Origin of the sequence: Cytobacillus eiseniae, from assembly GCF_017874625.1 — a bacterium.
Taxonomy (GTDB): domain Bacteria; phylum Bacillota; class Bacilli; order Bacillales; family Cytobacillaceae; genus Cytobacillus; species Cytobacillus eiseniae.
The window spans coordinates 36,948-54,817 of the sequence record NZ_JAGIKZ010000009.1 but is presented as its reverse complement, the minus strand read 5'-3'; the positions used below and the strand labels follow the sequence as shown (position 1 = coordinate 54,817).

The window sequence follows — 17,870 nt, the reverse complement described above, 5'->3', positions numbered from 1 at the left end:
GAACCGCTAGCCCGAATGGCTAACGGTTCTTTCTTTTTTGTTTAGGAACGCACGCTGTGGATAACTTTATGAGTAGTTTAGTCTAAGTCCAGCTCCGGCGCCAGTGCTTTTGTTCATGATACATGATAGGGCAGTTAGTCATTATTGCCATCAGCAGGCGGTTGTTCTGTATCGTTCCCTTGGTCATTTCCATTGCTATTCTCATTTCCAGGGTTTGTATTTCCGCCATCTCCAGGTGGATCCTTTGGTTTTTCTGTTTCTGGCGGAACATTATCTTCTACTTCTTTTTCAGGTGGACTTCCTACTTTATAAATATTTGATGGAGCAGATTCCTTGCCCGCAATATCAACAGCAGTCACATAAAATTCTCCATTTGGCACAGTATAAGATAAGGTGCCTCCTGCAGAAACAATGCCAATTTTCTTTGCCCCATTTTCTGTTTTCTCATAAATGCGGTAGCCAATTACATCCCCTTCAGGATGTTTGCCCCATGTCATTGTTGAATGGCTGCCACTAATACTAATTGTCGCAGGTGTTTTGCCATTCTCCTCTAGCTTTGATTCAGCAACAAGTAAATTCCCCCAACGTTCTAGATTCGGGATTAAGGCAGTTGGGTCCTTGATCGGAATGCCATATTTTGTTTCAAATAAAGTTGGGCTTAGCAATACACCTGATGACGTGAATTCATCCGGAGTGCTATCTAATGCAAGATAACGATTATCGCCAATTTGAACATATTTTCCGTTTGCAAAGCTATTATCAGAACCAGTAGGTACGAACTTTGCATTAAACCAATCTGATTCAACTAGCCCCGCATTTGAACAAGCTTCAGTAGGCAGAAGTCCTGATGCTGCACAGTAGGATCTGCGGACAATTCCACCAGGCATTTTAAATTGCTCTTCAGGGTCCACGACTTCAGGAGCGACATCATATGCTGCATTCATTAAATGTGCCCATAATAAAATTGTACGTGGACTATGATGAATGCCTTTATATCGAAGCTCTAGTGGTTTAGGTGTGTCGTATCCCGTCCAGATGCCAAAGCTAACATTTGGGTTCACAGCAACAAACCAAGTATCCTTTAGATCCTGCCCTGTTCCTGTCTTTCCTGCCCAGTCAGAGCTGAATTTTAATCGGCTTTTCAAGGAGTTTCCTGTTCCACTATTTATAACATCTCTCATCATATCAATGGTCAGAAAGGCTGTTTGTGGGCTAAATACCTCAACAGGCACTGACTCATGCTGATAAACAATATTTCCAGAACTGTCAACAATTTTATCAATCAAATAGCTATCAACGAAATTTCCGCCATTTGCAAATGTTCCAAATGCGTTTACATTTTCTTCGACTGTTACACCGTTCGTGATTCCTCCAAGTGAAAGCGAGGGATTTGCATAATCACTTTCAATGACCGATGTAAAGCCCATTTTTTCTAAATATTGAGCTGGCCGCTCATTCATAATCATTTTATACGTAAGCATAGCCGGCACATTGTAGGACATCTTTAATGCATGTCGTGCTGATACGAGTCCACTGTATCTCTTATCATAGTTTGTAGGATAGGGCACATCAGGTTTTGCTGGATTAAGGTATACAGGCACATCAGGAATAACTGACCCAGGTGCGAGAACACCAAGCTCCATAGCTGGTGCATATACGACTAGAGGCTTCATCGTAGAGCCATTCGGTCTTTTGGCATAGGTTGCATGGTTTAGCTGTTCAATTTCATAATCTCTTCCCCCGACAAAAGAAAGGATTTTCCCTGTGCTATTTTCAATTAGAATCGCCCCAAGCTGTACAGGCTCAATTACTTCTTTCATTTCACCTGTTTCAGGATCCTCCACCATTTCTACTTTATCACTACCATAATATTCATAACTATCTTTTGCATCCTGCATTGCATCATAGATATTTTTGTTAATTGTTGTATGAATTTGATAGCCGTTTTGTCGTAAATTACGGTCAGCTAGAATGGTATATTCATTTTGAAGCTCATTATCATCTTTTAAATCTTGCTCATCATATCCATCATTTTTGGCTAATTGTAAAGACATTACTTCAACTGCACGTTTTTCAATTTCGAATGTTAAGTATGGATAAGTTTCCACTGTGCTTTCGACACGAGGAATGAAATCCTTTGTAATATCATAGGCAATTGCCTCATCATATTGTTTTTGATCAATACGGCCATCATCGAACATCCGCTTTAGAACCGTTTGCATTCTCGATAAACCAGGCTCAATTCCTTCAGTAGACTTTAATTCACCCTTTTGTGTATAAGGGGTATAGCCAAATGGACTTTGTGGAAGGCCAGCAATGAAGGCTGCTTGTGGCAGATTCAAATCTTTTGCGCTTACGCCAAATATTCCTTTAGCTGCTGCCTGGACTCCAGCAATGTTTCTTCCTGAAGAGTTTCTTCCGAATGTAGAGACATTTAAGTACGCCTCTAATATTTCTTTTTTATCGAAGAACTTTTCAAGACGAAGTGCTAATAAAATTTCTTTTGCTTTTCTTTCAAAAGAAACTTCGTTTGTTAGCAGCTGATTTTTGATTAATTGCTGCGTAAGCGTACTTCCACCCGTTTGAACAGAGGAATTAGTCACTTCCTGGAAAATTGCACGCATAATTGCTTTTGGGACAACACCATCATGCTCATAAAAATACTCATCCTCTGTGGCGATTACAGCATTAATAATATAGTCGGAAACATCTTCAAGTTTGACCTCTTCACGTTCGAGATCGGTACGAAGCTTTCCTAAATAGACATTATCTGCAAAATATAATTCCGAGGTCTCTTCGTAATTATAAATGTCCTTTTTCATGCTTTCATAGGGTCGTATTTTTTCTTCCTTAACAAGTGAAGCAAAATATCCAGCACCAACACCACCTGCAAATGAACCGCCAAGGACAATTAAGATAATGAAAAGTAGTGCTAAATTCCATGTCACTTGTAGAGTGATGCTTGCGCCCTTCTTTGTTTTTTTATTCGTAAAAAGGCGTAATGACGACTTTAATTTATCTATTAAGTTTTGGTTTTCTTTCATTTAATCATCCTCCTAAAATCACATACATTATAGCATAAACTTGCATGGTGTAATGAGAAGGTTTTCCTTTTTTCAGATTTTCCCTCCATTAGTTTGTCGATTGTTTCCTTACAATTGTTTCATTAAATGATTGCTTTTTTTATTTGACATTCATTCATTAGTATGATAAAAAAGTGTATAACCTAATATAAATATGAGCTTTGATGGGATCTTAGTAATGCTTTTGCCTCTGTTTCAGAAAGCCGGCGGTTGCTGCAAGCCGGTACATGTAAAAGGATGAATTACCTCCCTGAGCTTTCACTGTCAATTTGCATTAGCAATAGTAGCGGTGAACGGTAATCCGTTATCATGTAATGAGTGGAGGAGTTTTTTCCTCAATTTGGGTGGTACCGCGCAAAAAAAAAATATGCGTCCCTGCAATTATGCAGGGGCGTTTTTGTTTTGGTCATCTAATGGATGATTGCGTTAGGGAATGTAAGTGGAAAAATAAGAGGAGGTATATGTAATGAGCTTACTTGAAGATTTACAATGGAGAGGCATTCTTTACCAGCAAACAGATGAAGCAGGTTTAAAAGAGACACTTGAAAAGGAGAAGATTTCCTTATACTGTGGGATGGACCCGACAGGTGATAGCATGCATATCGGGCATTTGCTGCCATTTCTAACGCTAAGACGATTTCAAAATCATGGGCATCGCCCAATTGTTCTTGTGGGAGGAGCAACGGGACTAATTGGTGACCCGAAAGCTACTGAAGAACGAACACTGCAAACGATTGAAACGGTACAACATAATGTGGAGTGCCTGACGAAACAATTGCATACAATTTTTGATTTCGAAGGTGAAAATGGTGCAGTGATGGTGAATAACTATGATTGGACTTCACAATTAAGCCTAATTGCCTTTTTAAGAGATTTCGGAAAACATGTTGGTGTGAACTATATGCTAGCAAAGGATACAATTGCTTCACGATTAGAAACAGGTATTTCCTTTACTGAATTTACTTACACGATCATGCAAGGAATGGATTTCAAGCATTTATACGAAAATCACCAATGTAAATTACAAATTGGCGGCAGTGACCAATGGGGAAATATTACGACTGGTCTTGAGCTAATCCGCAAAATGGTTGGAGACGGTGCAAAAGCTTACGGCATGACCATCCCGCTTGTGACAAAAGCAGATGGAACGAAGTTTGGCAAGACAGAAGGCGGAGCAGTATGGTTAGATCCAGAGAAAACAACTCCATACGAGTTCTACCAATTCTGGATTAATGCGGCAGATGCAGATGTCATTAAATACTTGAAATACTTCACATTCCTTTCTAGAGAAGAAATTGAAGCACTTGAGCAATCTGTTCAAGAAGAAGCACATCTACGTAAAGCCCAAAAAGCACTTGCTGAGGAAATGACTCGTATGATTCATGGGGAAGATGCATTAAATCAAGCGATAAAAATTTCTGAGGCTCTTTTCAGCGGCGAGATTAGTAATCTTTCTGCAGCAGAAATTAAGCAAGGATTTAAAGATGTTCCATCATACGAGCATTCAACAGGAGAAGAGATCAATATCGTTGATGTACTTGTTGAGGCGAAAATTTCATCATCAAAACGTCAGGCACGTGAAGATGTTAGCAATGGCGCCGTTTATATAAATGGCGAACGTGTAACGGAGCTTGAATATGTTCTTTCTGAAAAGGATCGGATTGAAGGGCAATTTACTGTCATTCGCCGCGGGAAGAAGAAGTATTTCTTAATTAAGTATTAAAAATAAAGCCCTTTATGGGCTTTATTTTTTTATGAATCTTAGTTCTGCAAGGGGAACATCTGAATTTGAAGTCCAATGTAAAATATTGCGGACTGTTGTTCCGCTATTTTTTAAAATCGTATTCGTTTCTTAGACTTCTGGACTCTGGTTCCGCTATTAGTGTTAAAGAGAGCGAATTTCAGCTGATTATGATCAAATTACGGAACTGGTGTCCGCTAACGTTGTAAATTCAGTGGGGATTATATAAATAGCGGAATAGGTGTCCGTTAAATTCCCGAAAATAAATAAAAAACCCTAGCACCATTAGGTTTCTAGGGTTTTTATTATTGCTATTAACGAGAGTAGAATTCTACGATTAATGATTCGTTAATTTCAGCAGGAAGCTCAGAACGCTCAGGTAAGCGAGTGAAAGTTCCTTCTAATTTGTCTGCATCGAAAGTTACGAAGTCAGGAACGAAGTTGTTTACTTCGATTGCTTCTTTAACGATGTCAAGGTTACGTGACTTTTCACGAAGTGTAATTGTTTGACCTGGAGCTACGCGGTATGATGGGATATCAACACGACGTCCATCAACCATGATGTGTCCGTGGTTAACAATTTGACGAGCTTGACGACGAGTACGAGCAAGACCTAGACGATAAACAACGTTATCAAGACGTGATTCAAGAAGAATCATGAAGTTTTCACCGTGTTTACCAGCCATTTTGCCAGCTTTATCGTATAAGTTACGGAATTGGCGCTCATTTACACCATACATATGACGAAGCTTTTGCTTCTCTTGTAATTGTAATCCGTACTCAGATAATTTTTTACGTTGGTTTGGACCATGTTGTCCAGGAGCGTAAGGACGCTTTTCTAATTCTTTACCAGTACCGCTTAGTGAAACACCAAGACGACGAGATAATTTCCAGCTTGGGCCAGTATAACGAGCCATAAATGACTCCTCCTTTAAATGTTTTTATTTTGGTAAAATAAAAACAGATGCACGCAACATTCATGTCCATTTTGTTTTCATGTACCTTCGCCTCAGCAGCAAGAGGTTACGCAGTACCCCATCCTCGGAAGACCGATTGAGGAACAAAATGAGAACATCAAGGCGCTCACATAGGCTGCAATATTTTACACAAATGTTATTATATAATTTTTGCGTATAATAAGTCAATGAATACTTATGATTTTTCTTGCAGTATCCAACTTTTTAACTATCCACTATTCTTAAATGTGGTATAATATATTTAGAAATAAACTAAATAAAGAGTGATTCAAATGAAAGAGTCGTCAAAAGAGAAACGTGTCCGATTGATATTAATCGGTTTTTTTATGTTTATAACTGTTTGTGCCTTTCTATACCGTGCGAATCTAACGCCTTTAGATGAAGAATTCCTGCCTCAAGTTGTCGTTCTTCAACAAAGCGAGAGTGTGGATGAGAATCCAATTGTTGCTTTATATGAGTATAAGAATGATCAACATGTTTTAGCGATATATGAAATTGAGCAATCCAATCGATATCAATTTAAAACAATCCAAGCAATTGAATTGCAGGCAGCACCGGAGCAAATGAAACCAGATCTATCTGGGAAAGGCATATGGCTGAATGTGAAAGGCGATTGGCAGTTCTACACGCAAAATTTAATCACAAAAACAAGGGATATTGCACAAATGAGTTCAAAATCACCATTTGAAGTCTCATTTCACTATAATGATAAGAATTCAACGATACAAATCGATAGTCAGCCATTTATTTCTATGGATGAAGAGGAAAGTCCCACGGAATTACATATGTTAGCTAAAGATCAGTCTTTATGGCTTATTACGATGGAAAAAGGCGTAAAAATCGCTGTGGTTGATACAAAATAGACAAATACTAGTGCGAACCTTCAGAAATATACATATATAATAAATGTCAGTATTACTAATAGGTGATGATAAAAATGAATCAAGATGAGCGGCAAATGATAATAAATTTAAAAAGTTATTTTTTTGATCTTATACAAATCGAAGATAGCTTATTAAATTATGAAGAAATAATCAAGGCGATGCTCGAGATTATAAAAAAAGTTACATGTGCAGCAGATGCTGCCTACTTCAGCAATAATAGCTGGCATCCGCAGTTATTTGGACTAGAAGATAAGGTGCCTAGTAATCATCATATTATAATGGCTGAACTCAGTCACCAAAAAATAGTGTATAGACAACCAATCGTTGGTTTGGAAGAGTATGATTTATTATTGTTACTGAAAACCGATGATAAAATAACAGGATGGATCGCATTAAAAGGAAATGATGATTCTTTCAATGAACTTTCAGATTGTGTACTTGAAAAATTAAGTGAAGTATCTCTCAAATTCCTTGAAAAGTATAGACAACTAATGAAAACGATTTCAGATAAGAGGCGTTATAAACAGCTTTATCGGGTCACAGATAAGTTTCATTCCTCAATGAATATGAACGATGTACTTGGTGAAATAATCTTTACATTACAGGAAGTATATCCATCCTTTACCTATTATTTGCTCCTATCACATGACAATCATCATCACGGCGATTTGCCGATCAAGGATTTGGAATATGATAGTGAAAATACGGCAGCCATGCAGGCATATGTGACAGGTAATTGTCAGTTTGAAGACTCACTTCAGGAAAAAAGGTCCATTTTATACACACCATTGAAAGGGAAGCAAGGGGTGTATGGGGTATTACAGGTTATTGCACCAAATACACTTTTGTTTCCAAATAGAGAAGTTGAATTTATCACTCTTCTAGCGAATACAGCTGGAACAGCGATTGAAAATGCCCAGCTTTACCAGCAATCCAAGCGTTTAATTAAAGATCTTCAATTAATTAATGAAACTTCTCATCGATTAAACTCAAATTTAAGACTAACCGAAACAATGTCATTTATAACCGAACAAATCATTCGATCGTTTGATGCTGAAGAAGTTGGATTTATTCTTTTTTCGGAAGATTTTAAGGAAAGTAAGATTTTGAAAGGAAGCACAGGTTTCTTCCTTCAGAAAGAGGCAGAAAGCTACATCAATCATATTAAAGGAAAAGTAGAGATTGAGAAAGAAGCGCTTTTTATAGGTGATTTCAATCAACAAGATGACCCTTTTGTGATGCAGTACAAATCGATAATGGCTGTTCCAATGATACAATCAGGCGTGCTTAAGGGAATTGCCGTCGTTATGCATTCATTGCCATACCACTTTTCCTTTGAGACATTTAAGCTGCTGCAGTCATTAGTTCATCACTCCACACTTGCTTTCACGAATTCAATGCTAAGAGAAGAACTAGAGAGAATGGTTGTCACAGATCATTTAACAAAGTTGCATTCTCGCAGTTATTTAGATGATAAAATTCATCAATCAATGAACGAAGATCATGAAGGTACGTTCATGATGGTGGACATTGATAATTTTAAACGAATAAATGATACATTTGGTCACCAAGTAGGAGACGATGTCATTGTCCAAGTAGCTAACCTAATTAAGTCAAGCATACGGGGGACAGATATTGGCGCTAGATGGGGCGGGGAAGAACTGGCTATTTATTTGCCAGGGGTATCTTTAAATGCTGGACTTATCATTGCAGAGAGACTTGTTAAGCGAGTTTCAGAATGTACGGAGCCACAAGTAACGATTTCATGCGGAATTTCACACTGGGATAGAGGAATTCAAGAATCGTATGCAGCCCTATTTAAGCGAGCAGACCATGCGCTGTATACCGCAAAGCAATCTGGGAAAAATCAGGTTGTTGTAAAGGAAAATAATAGTCAATATAAATAGAAACCTGCCATTTTTTAGAGGCAGGTTTTTTTGTTTAGGAAACTATAAAATCGCGCATTGTGTATAACTTTATGAGTAGTTTAGTCTACGTCCAGCTCCGGCACCTATCGCCTATCAAACTTCAGTACTGCTCCCCAACGATTGCGTCAAACGCGGTTAGCTCACGCTCACCGTGTTTCCTTTATCGAAAGGGACAGTTATCCACTTTGTACGGCGAGAACTTAGGAACCTGCGCATTTGTTCTTTAAGTTATTTTTGGATAATTGTTTAAAGTAAAGTACTTTCAAAATTTTCCGAAATGTCATATCCTGTATATAAGGATTACTTTTTTGAAAATTATTTGAAAGCGTTTGCATTTTAGAGAGGAGAGAAAAAATGAACGAGAAACATCCAACAACTCAATTTGAAACAAAACTAATCCATGAAGGGTATGAATCAGATAAATATGGTGGAAGTTTAGCACCGCCTATTTTTCAAACATCTACCTTCACATTTGAAACAGCTGAACAAGGAGCGAGACGTTTTGCTGGCGAGGAAGACGGATACATTTATTCTAGGTTAGGAAACCCAACAGTTACGATGCTAGAAGAAAGAATGGCTGCACTAGAGGGCGGGGAGGCGGCACTTGCCTTCGGATCAGGAATGGCGGCTGTTTCAGCTATTTTGCTTGGATTAACAAAAACGGGAGACCATATTTTATGCTCGCAAGGCGTATATGGCTGTACTTTCGGATTATTAGAGATGATGCAGGAAAAATATAAGATTGGCCATGATTTCTCAGCAATGGAAACAAAGGAGCAATTATTACAGGCAATACGACCAGAAACCGTATGTATATATGTAGAATCACCGATTAATCCAACAATGAAACTAGTAGATTTACAAATGGTTGCGGAAGTAGGAAAAGAAAAGGGAATCCCAGTCGTTGTCGATAATACGTTCTGTTCCCCATATTTGCAGCAGCCAATTATGCTTGGCTGTGATGTTGTGATTCATAGTGCGACGAAATATATATGCGGACATGGCGATGTCATTGCAGGAATGGCTGTTGGTAAAAAAGACTTCCTTGGGAAAATTGCGATGACAACACAGAAGGATATTGGTGGAGTGATGTCGCCATTCGACGCGTGGCTTCTGCTTCGTGGCTTGAAATCATTAGCTGTAAGAATGGACCGTCATTGTGAAAATGCTGAAAGAATCGCAAGCTTTTTGTTGGAGCATCCGAAGGTAGAAAAGGTCTATTTTCCTGGGGATGAAAGAAATGCTGATTATGCAATTGCTCAAAAACAAATGAAAAAGCCAGGAGGATTAATTTCTTTCTCACTAAAAGGGAAAAAAGAAACTGCACAAGTCTTAATGAATGAATTAAAACTTATAAAAATTGCAGTTAGCCTAGGTGATGCAGAGACGTTGATCCAGCATCCCGCAACAATGACTCATGCAGTTGTTCCAAAAGAATCTCGTGAAAAGATGGGGATTGATGATACATTGCTAAGGTTATCTGTAGGTTTAGAATCATGGGAAGATATTCGCAATGATTTGGAACAAGCGTTGAGTAAAATATAATCAATAGAAAGAAGAGCAAGCGACTAATGAATGATTCGCTTGCTCTTCTTTTTCTGGCTGTTTAAGGAAACAATAAAATTTAATTATTGTGGATAACTTTGCAACATATTCGGCGTCCAGCTCCAGCGCCTACTCCCTCGAGGTCACAAGCCAATCCTCTAAAGAAAGGTAAAGGACACCTTACTGTGAGGCTCGTCTTGTGCTATGCCTGAGGCTGATCAAGGCGCTTGCGCATTTGTTCCTTATAAATTTTTCACAAGAACTTCAACAAATTCTTCTAATTTTGATTGATCCAGCTCATCAAAACGATTTTTTTCTGGTGAGTCAATATCTAGTACCCCTATTAGTTTGCCATCCTTCACTAAAGGAATAACGATTTCGGATTGCGATGCCGCATCACAGGCAATATGTCCAGGGAACAGGTTCACATCCTCCACGCGTAAAGTTTCCATTTGCTTTGCTGAAGTACCACAAACCCCTCTGCCCATTGGAATACGAACGCAGGCAGGCAGCCCTTGGAAAGGTCCAAGAACAAGTTCGCTATCTTCGAGAATATAAAAGCCAACCCAGTTAATGCGATCAAGAAATTGATTCAATAGAGCAGATGCGTTGCTTAAATTCGCAATACGGTTTGGCTCTCCATCTAGCAATGCTGCAAGCTGCTTAATGACTAAAGTATAGTTTTCTTCACGGGTTCCTCGGTAAGATTCGACGTTAAACATCATATATCAACCTGCCTCTTCAATTTTTCTTTCAATTATAGCAAAAATAGAAGAAATAGGTGATACTTTGTCGAGAATTATATAAAGGAGAAGGAGAACTAAACAAGAATCTTAATAGTAAAAGGAGTGATCTGCATGGGAAAGAATACAAAAGAGGCGATCATAGCTGCATCAATAAGCTTATTTAATACAAATGGTTTCCATGGCACTTCAGTTAGAGATATTGCGAGTAAGGCAAAAGTCAATCCAGCAAATATTGCTTATTACTTTAATAATAAGCATGGATTACTGGAGTACTGCTTGACGATATTCTTTGAAAGATATGTCGCAGAAATCGAGGAAGGGTATGAACGAATTGAACAAGGTGCTACTATTTGTTTGAAAACAATTGCAAGAAATATTTTGTTTTTTCAATACGAAAATATCCATTTAACTAGAATGATTTTACGTGAAATAACGATTGACTCACAGGTCGTACGTGAGATCATGTCTACTTATTTAATGAAAGAAAGGTTTTATTTAAATCGTGTCTTTGAACGAGGAATGCAAACAAAGGAGTTCAGACATGTTACTCCAGATTATATGACTCTACAGCTTAAAGGGCTATTGAATATGCCTTTTTTAAATAGCCATTATATGAGCGAAGTGTTGCATGTCCATCCAAATGAACGATATTTTGCTGAAAAATATTTAAAAGAAGTGGATAGGTGGATTGATGGTGTGCTCTGTCGAAATGAATACGAACCAGCCTATTTAGCAGTAAATTAAGATTGGAGGGAGTCGGCATTATTCAAATCCTTTTCAAAAGTTTGTGAGGGCTTGACTGAGTTCGTTTATTTGTTGTGCATTAGAACCTTAATTAATTGGGATTCTCATAGATCCAGCTTCACTAGCAGCCTATTCTAGCGAGGGGATTATATATATTTTTTTTCCATGTAATCAATTTCCTATTCTTCAATATAATTACCCAATCCAGAATTACTTTTGATTCCTCCAGCAGATGTTCCCTTTTATCCTTGTTCCTTCATCTAAAGATGATTTCATTTCTGAATGCTTTAATATGCTGTCCTAATAGCATTAATGAATACATATAGCGATTGTCTATCCTCTGTAATGGAAAACTCCCTAAATCCTAATGAAAGTCTACTTTCCCTCATCTTCTTAATTGGCTCTTAAACTATGAATATGCCATCTTTTAATAGCAAAATAAACCCCTTTTAAAAAGAATGTTATAATTGTATAAGTTAAAGGTTGTTTGGAGCGGAAACAGCCACTACTTACTCGTCTTAGTAGCAAAAACAGTAAAAGTTTAAATAAAAACATTAAAATATTTGTAAAATTGTGCAAAATAGAGATAAAATATAAAAAACTAATTATTTTTTCACAATAATTTAGATAAAAAAATGAAATAAATAGTCAAAAAATGTCGTTTACATGGTATCATAAAAACATTGAACTGAACATGATTTTAAATGAATAAATATAGATGATCATATATCGGCTCGGAACAGAACAGGGGGCTTTATAAAGTGGAATGGATTATTGGCATTATCGTCATTCTTATCGGCTTATTTTTAACAGGATTTATATTAAAGAAAAAATATTATAAAGAAGTGGATCGGCTAGAAGCATGGAAGATGGATATTGTGAATCGCCCTGTTCTTGATGAAATGTCAAAAGTAAAGCAATTGAATATGACTGGACAAACAGAGGAATTATTCGAACGTTGGCGTTCAGAGTGGGATGATATTGTTACGGCACAATTACCAAATGTTGAAGAACGCTTATTCGATGCTGAGGAATTTATTGATAAATACCTTTTTAATAAGGCGAAGAAAGTTCAGCAAGATATAGGAACATATTTAACTGAAATTGAGGATAAGATCAAAAAGTTATTAAATGAACTGAATGATCTTGTCGGTAGCGAAGAGAAAAATCGTACGGAGGTTGAAGAGTTAAAGGATCTTTTTCGTGAGAATAAAAAAACATTGCTAGCTCATCGGCATACATACGGCAAGGCAGCAGATTTACTTGAAGAGCAATTGGATCTAACATTTGCAAAAGTAGATGATTTTAATGAAAAAACAAACAGTGGGAATTACTTAGAAGCAAGGGAAATAATTTTAATCATGAAGGGTGAAATTGAGTTAATAACAGAAAAAATGGAAATGATCCCTTCGTTAATGGTTGAATGCCTTTCGAAAATTCCAGTTCAAATCAAGGAATTAAAAGATGGTTATAAAGATATGCAGGAGCAAGGATTCATTCTTGATCATATCCAGTTTGAAAAAGAAACAGCTAGACTAGAGGAAGAGGTAACTAAATTTACAATTCTAGTTGAACAAACGGAAATTACAGAGGTTCAAAAGGGAATAACTGAAATAAAAGATAGTATTGAATTATTGTATGATCTTCTTGAAGAAGAGGTAAATGCAAAGCATTATATCATAAAACAAGATGATTCAATTAGAAATATTTTGTTTACTAATAGAGAAATTAATAAGCAGATTAGGGATGAGCTTGAAATTGTTCAGCAAAGTTATCATGTATCAGAACACGATATGGATGTACAGCCTAAGCTAGATAAAAAATTGACTCAGCTATTTAGCCGATTTGAAGTGCTTGAGCATAAAATTAATAGTCAAAATATCGCTTATTCTCTCCTAAAAGAAGAACTTGTAGGTATAAAAGAGCAGCTCGAAAGTATTGAGGATGAACATACGCTGCTGGCAGAAAAACTTCAAATGCTTAGAAAAGATGAAATGACAGCAAGAGAAAAAGTGAAAGAGCTTAGAAAAAGATTGGCTGAAACGACAAGACTTATTTCTAAAAGCAATGTCCCTGGACTACCGGAGGATTATAAATATTTAATCCAAGATGCGAAGGAAAGTATTGAAAATGTCGTGGCAAAACTAGAAGAACAGCCTTTAAACATACAATACATCCAGCAATACTTAGAAGTTTCTGTGTTAACAGTCGATAAGCTTGTTAATACGACAGAAGATATGATTGAAACAATAATCTTAGTAGAGAGAGTTATTCAATACGGAAATAGATATAGAAGCAGATATCCATCCGTAGAGAAAGGCCTCCTTAAAGCAGAAACAGCATTTAGAGGCTATGATTATAAGACTGCATTAGAACAGGCTGCCACATCAATTGAAGAAGTCGATCCTGGTGCAATTAATAAAATTGAAGATTTCATAAAGAGACAATAGTAATTTCGAATAGAAAAAGGTGAGGAAAAACCACTTGTTTTTCCTCACCTTTTTCATTTTTACTCAAGAGGAAGCAACTAGCTCTTAAGGTGATAGGTTAGTCTGTCATGAGGATTTAATAGAGCAATCTTGCAGCTAAACTCAACTTGATGTAATGGCTAATGATTGCTAAGTTACTTTCGGATATGTTATTTATAAAATAAAACAGGCTGTCTGCAAAAGTCATTTGATAGACTTGGCAGACAGCCTGTTTTTATTATTATATAGGAAAATATAAATTTAAATGTTGTGGATAATTTTGCGACAAGTTCTGCGTCCAGCTCCAGCGCCTACCCCCTCGAGGTCACAAGCCAATCCTCTAAAGATCGGTAAAGGACACCTTTCCGTGAGGCTCGTCTTGTGCTATGCCTGAGGCTGATCAAGGCGCTTGCGCTTTTGTTCTTTTTCAATTTAGTTCGTTATGACAACTTTCTTTGATTCCCCAGTTGCGATTGCAATGAAGTAACCGATGATTGCACCAATGATTGCTGGAACTAGCCAGCCGATGCCTTGTGCAAAGAATGGAAGGAATTCAAGTGCATTTGTTAGAGCAGAAACATTTAAGCCTGCAGCACTTAGACCATCAACTAGACCAATAATTCCAGTTGGGATTAATGCAAATCTGTAAACGAGTGAGTAGCCTTTAAATAAATTGTGAACAAATGATAGTAAAATTAACACAATAGCAAGTGGATAGATGAAAACTAATACTGGTACTGAGAAACTAATAAGCTGTGTTAAGCCTACGTTAGCAATTACCGCGCTGAATACTGCAAAAATGATAACGAAAGATTTATAAGAGATTTTCGGTAAAAGCTTATTAAAATATTGTGCACATGATGAGATTAATCCGATTGCAGTTGTTAAACAAGCGAATAAGATAGCTAGTCCAAGAATAACTGCTCCAAGAGAGCCGAATAAATGGTTAGCAGCTGCTGAAAGAAGTGAGCCACCATTTTCTTGGATACCAATTGCATTAGGGCTAGTAGAACCAATAAAAGCAAGAGATAAATAAACAAGTGCTAATCCAGCTGCAGCAACTAAAGCTGCTTGTATACAAAGCTTTGTTAATGATTTCTTATTTGAAACACCCATGCTCTTAATTGAAGCAATAACCATTCCGCCGAATACGAGAGAAGCAATTGCATCCATTGTTAAATACCCTTCAACAAATCCTTTGAAAAATGCACCATCTGCATAAGGGCCAACAGGTGCTTGGGCTTCACCCATTGGAGTAATAAAACTCTTTACAACAAAAATTCCTAGTACAATTAATAAGGCAGGTGTTAAAAGTTTACCAATACGATCAACTAATTTTGTTGGATTCATAGACAGCCATGCAGCAATGATAAAATATACAATTGTGAATACTAGAAGCCATACTCCTGTGGAAGATCCTTCAGGTAAAAATGGAGAAATCCCGATTTCAAAAGCAACTGTTCCAGTACGTGGAATCGCGAAAAGTGGTCCAATTACAAGATATAAGCTGACAGTAAAGATGACTGCGTATACAGGATGAACTCTATTCGCTAATGTTTCCAAGTCGCCAACCTTTGCGATTGCAATAACGCCTAATAATGGAAGTCCTACGCCCGTAACGAGAAATCCGATAATAGCAGGCCACAGGCTTGTTCCAGCATCTTGACCTAAGAATGGTGGAAAGATCATATTTCCTGCGCCGAAGAAGAGAGCAAAAAGCATAAGTCCGATTGCAGTTATTTGCTTTCCTGATAAAGTTGAATTCATTGTTATTTCCCCCTTGGTAGTAATTACAAAATGTTATGAAAATTTAAAACAAAATAATGATTATATTATTTCTTTATTAAGTATCTGCACATAGTTTTTCTATTTTAATAATAATCATTCTATATATCCCCCTTGATTAGTTGACTAAATTTTGTGACAATTTAGTGTAAAAGTTATTTAAGAATACTAAATTTATTATAAGTATATATTAAGTCGAAGATTCTGTAAATTAAAATTTTAAAAAAAATCATTCTAATTTTTGGAAAGGAGCAACCATGGTGGATTGCTCCTTTCCAAACTATTAATTCGATTATGCAGTCGTCTCTTCTGTTTTTCCTACTGCCATTGAAATGAAATAACCAATAAGTGCTCCAATGATTGCAGGTACAATCCAGCCAATTCCCTGTGCGAACAGTGGAAGGAAGCTAAGTGCGTCTGTGATTGCAGAAACATTGATTCCAGCAGTATTGAACCCGTCCACTAAACTAATAATCCCTGTTGGAATTAATGCACAAATATAAACTAGTGAAGACCCTTTAAACGCATGATCGAAAAATGATAATACAATTAGTACGATAGCTAAAGGATAGATAATAACTAATACGGGAACTGAAAAATTGATTAATTGTGTTAAACCAATATTCGCAATAACCATACTAAATATTGAGAAAATTAAAACGATCGTTTTATAAGAATAACGTGGCAATAACTTATTGAAATAAGTGGCACATGCTGAAACGAGACCAATAGAAGTCGTTAGACAGGCAAAAATAATGGCTAATGCAAGGATAACGGAACCAAATGATCCAAATAAATAGTTAGCCGCGCCTGATAGAATCGCTCCACCATTTTCCTTCAATCCAAGTGCCGCTGGTGCTGTAGAGCCAATATAAGCAAGAGCTAAATAGACAATTGCTAGACCTGCTGCTGCAATTAAACCGGCTTGTACACAAATTTTTGTAATAGACTTCTTCTCTATAACCCCTAATCCTTTGATTGAGCTAATGACAATAATCCCAAATACTAGTGCAGCAATTGTATCCATTGTTAGATACCCTTCAACAAAGCCTTTAAAGAATGCTCCATCAACATATGCGCCAGTTGGTGCTTGTGCATCACCTAATGGAGTGATAAAACTTTTAACAACAATAATTCCTAAAATGATTAAAAGAGCTGGTGTTAATATTTTCCCAATTGTATCTACTAATTTCGTTGGATTCATTGCGAGCCAAGCTGTGATGATAAAGAAAACAATTGAAAATAATGCCAAAGGTAATCTTGAACTGGCAGCGCTTTCAGATAGAAACGGAATCACACCGATTTCAAATGAAACCGTAGCTGTTCTCGGAATGGCAAATAATGGACCTATAACTAAATACATTACGACTGTAAATATTACGCCGTACACAGGGTGAACCCGGCTTGCCATTGTTTGTACATCTCCAACTCTAGCAATAGCGATAATTGCTAAAAGCGGCAATCCTACCCCTGTAATTAAAAATCCAATAATAGCAGTCCACACATGTGTACCTGCATCTTGTCCTAGAAATGGAGGGAAAATCATATTTCCAGCCCCAAAGAATAAAGCAAATAACATTAGGCCGACAGCCATTATTTGCTTTGATGATAATTTTGAATTCATAACTTCATCCCCCTGAATCAGTCCCCTAAATATTTTGAACATTTACATACTAACATAATTGTTAAAAAAATTGTCGAATATTATTAAAGTTTCAATTTTAAATATATTGGGATAATGTCGAATTTACTCTCTTCATCAAAATTAGTAATGATAAATGTTGATATAACGGGGTTTTTGAAATTTTTCAAAATAGAATCTTTTCCAAAAATATTATCAAATTAATAAAATAACTTATATTTATTATTCGAATTTTTCAACTCTATTATGTGTAAAGTACCCATGGAAAAATGAGGGGATTTAAAAGAGAGAGGAAATATGATATGATATACAGTTGCTAAAGGGTTT

The 17,870-nt window shown here is 36.8% G+C and carries 11 protein-coding genes and 1 other annotated feature; of the genes, 6 read left to right on the top strand and 5 right to left on the bottom strand.

Features of this window, described 5'->3' with window-relative positions; translation table 11 throughout:
• Positions 1-134: 134 nt before the first annotated feature.
• A complete protein-coding gene (locus J2Z40_RS09790; RefSeq protein WP_066396829.1) occupies positions 135-3,044 on the bottom strand; it encodes a transglycosylase domain-containing protein in 2,910 nt (969 codons plus the stop codon).
• A 191-nt stretch (positions 3,045-3,235) separates the two neighbouring features.
• Positions 3,236-3,463 (top strand) — a binding site (T-box leader).
• 86 nt (positions 3,464-3,549) lie between these two features.
• Between J2Z40_RS09790 and tyrS the strand changes: the two genes are divergently transcribed.
• The gene (gene tyrS / locus J2Z40_RS09785; RefSeq protein WP_066396826.1) at positions 3,550-4,806 is read left to right on the top strand and encodes a tyrosine--tRNA ligase; all 1,257 of its coding nucleotides are present in this window, start codon (positions 3,550-3,552) and stop codon (positions 4,804-4,806) included.
• A 332-nt stretch (positions 4,807-5,138) separates the two neighbouring features.
• Here the strand turns inward: tyrS and rpsD are convergent, their stop codons facing one another.
• Positions 5,139-5,741, bottom strand: a complete 603-nt coding sequence (rpsD, locus tag J2Z40_RS09780; RefSeq protein WP_066396823.1) for a 30S ribosomal protein S4 — start codon at positions 5,739-5,741, stop codon at positions 5,139-5,141.
• 332 nt (positions 5,742-6,073) lie between these two features.
• On the opposite strand from rpsD, the gene J2Z40_RS09775 reads away from it, so the two are divergent.
• From J2Z40_RS09775 to megL, 3 genes are all read left to right on the top strand, one after another.
• Positions 6,074-6,664, top strand: coding sequence for a hypothetical protein (locus J2Z40_RS09775; protein ID WP_066396821.1), 591 nt, complete (start codon positions 6,074-6,076; stop codon positions 6,662-6,664).
• A 74-nt stretch (positions 6,665-6,738) separates the two neighbouring features.
• A complete protein-coding gene (locus J2Z40_RS09770; protein WP_066396816.1) occupies positions 6,739-8,592 on the top strand; it encodes a sensor domain-containing diguanylate cyclase in 1,854 nt (617 codons plus the stop codon).
• A 375-nt stretch (positions 8,593-8,967) separates the two neighbouring features.
• A complete protein-coding gene (megL, locus tag J2Z40_RS09765; protein ID WP_066396813.1) occupies positions 8,968-10,158 on the top strand; it encodes a methionine gamma-lyase in 1,191 nt (396 codons plus the stop codon).
• A gap of 242 nt (positions 10,159-10,400) precedes the next feature.
• Here megL and J2Z40_RS09760 read toward each other — a convergent pair whose 3' ends face one another.
• On the bottom strand, positions 10,401-10,880 hold the full coding sequence (locus J2Z40_RS09760; protein WP_066399467.1) for a GAF domain-containing protein: 480 nt from the start codon (positions 10,878-10,880) through the stop codon (positions 10,401-10,403).
• A 135-nt stretch (positions 10,881-11,015) separates the two neighbouring features.
• On the opposite strand from J2Z40_RS09760, the gene refZ reads away from it, so the two are divergent.
• Positions 11,016-11,648: a forespore capture DNA-binding protein RefZ gene (gene refZ / locus J2Z40_RS09755; RefSeq protein WP_066396810.1), complete on the top strand. Its 633-nt coding sequence runs from the start codon at positions 11,016-11,018 to the stop codon at positions 11,646-11,648.
• 761 nt (positions 11,649-12,409) lie between these two features.
• Complete coding sequence (gene ezrA, locus J2Z40_RS09750) at positions 12,410-14,098, top strand: septation ring formation regulator EzrA (RefSeq protein WP_066396808.1); 1,689 nt, start codon at positions 12,410-12,412, stop codon at positions 14,096-14,098.
• A 450-nt stretch (positions 14,099-14,548) separates the two neighbouring features.
• Here the strand turns inward: ezrA and brnQ (J2Z40_RS09745) are convergent, their stop codons facing one another.
• Both brnQ (J2Z40_RS09745) and brnQ (J2Z40_RS09740) read right to left on the bottom strand, forming a co-directional pair.
• Positions 14,549-15,883 (bottom strand): branched-chain amino acid transport system II carrier protein, encoded by a 1,335-nt coding sequence (gene brnQ / locus J2Z40_RS09745; RefSeq protein ID WP_066396806.1) that lies wholly within the window; start codon positions 15,881-15,883, stop codon positions 14,549-14,551.
• A gap of 310 nt (positions 15,884-16,193) precedes the next feature.
• Positions 16,194-17,525 carry a branched-chain amino acid transport system II carrier protein gene (gene brnQ / locus J2Z40_RS09740; RefSeq protein ID WP_066396804.1) on the bottom strand — a complete coding sequence of 444 codons (1,332 nt, stop codon included), beginning with the start codon at positions 17,523-17,525 and terminating at the stop codon, positions 16,194-16,196.
• Positions 17,526-17,870 lie beyond the last annotated feature (345 nt).

What these genes read in the sequence shown, in the direction of transcription:
- tyrS (WP_066396826.1), top strand. Translation starts at nt 3,550, where the DNA reads ATGAGCTTACTTGAAGATTTACAATGGAGAGGCATTCTTTACCAGCAA.
- J2Z40_RS09770 (WP_066396816.1), top strand. Translation starts at nt 6,739, where the DNA reads ATGAATCAAGATGAGCGGCAAATGATAATAAATTTAAAAAGTTATTTT.
- refZ (WP_066396810.1), top strand. Translation starts at nt 11,016, where the DNA reads ATGGGAAAGAATACAAAAGAGGCGATCATAGCTGCATCAATAAGCTTA.
- J2Z40_RS09760 (WP_066399467.1), bottom strand. Translation starts at nt 10,880, where the DNA reads ATGTTTAACGTCGAATCTTACCGAGGAACCCGTGAAGAAAACTATACT.
- J2Z40_RS09775 (WP_066396821.1), top strand. Translation starts at nt 6,074, where the DNA reads ATGAAAGAGTCGTCAAAAGAGAAACGTGTCCGATTGATATTAATCGGT.
- J2Z40_RS09790 (WP_066396829.1), bottom strand. Translation starts at nt 3,044, where the DNA reads ATGAAAGAAAACCAAAACTTAATAGATAAATTAAAGTCGTCATTACGC.
- rpsD (WP_066396823.1), bottom strand. Translation starts at nt 5,741, where the DNA reads ATGGCTCGTTATACTGGCCCAAGCTGGAAATTATCTCGTCGTCTTGGT.
- brnQ (WP_066396806.1), bottom strand. Translation starts at nt 15,883, where the DNA reads ATGAATTCAACTTTATCAGGAAAGCAAATAACTGCAATCGGACTTATG.
- brnQ (WP_066396804.1), bottom strand. Translation starts at nt 17,525, where the DNA reads ATGAATTCAAAATTATCATCAAAGCAAATAATGGCTGTCGGCCTAATG.
- megL (WP_066396813.1), top strand. Translation starts at nt 8,968, where the DNA reads ATGAACGAGAAACATCCAACAACTCAATTTGAAACAAAACTAATCCAT.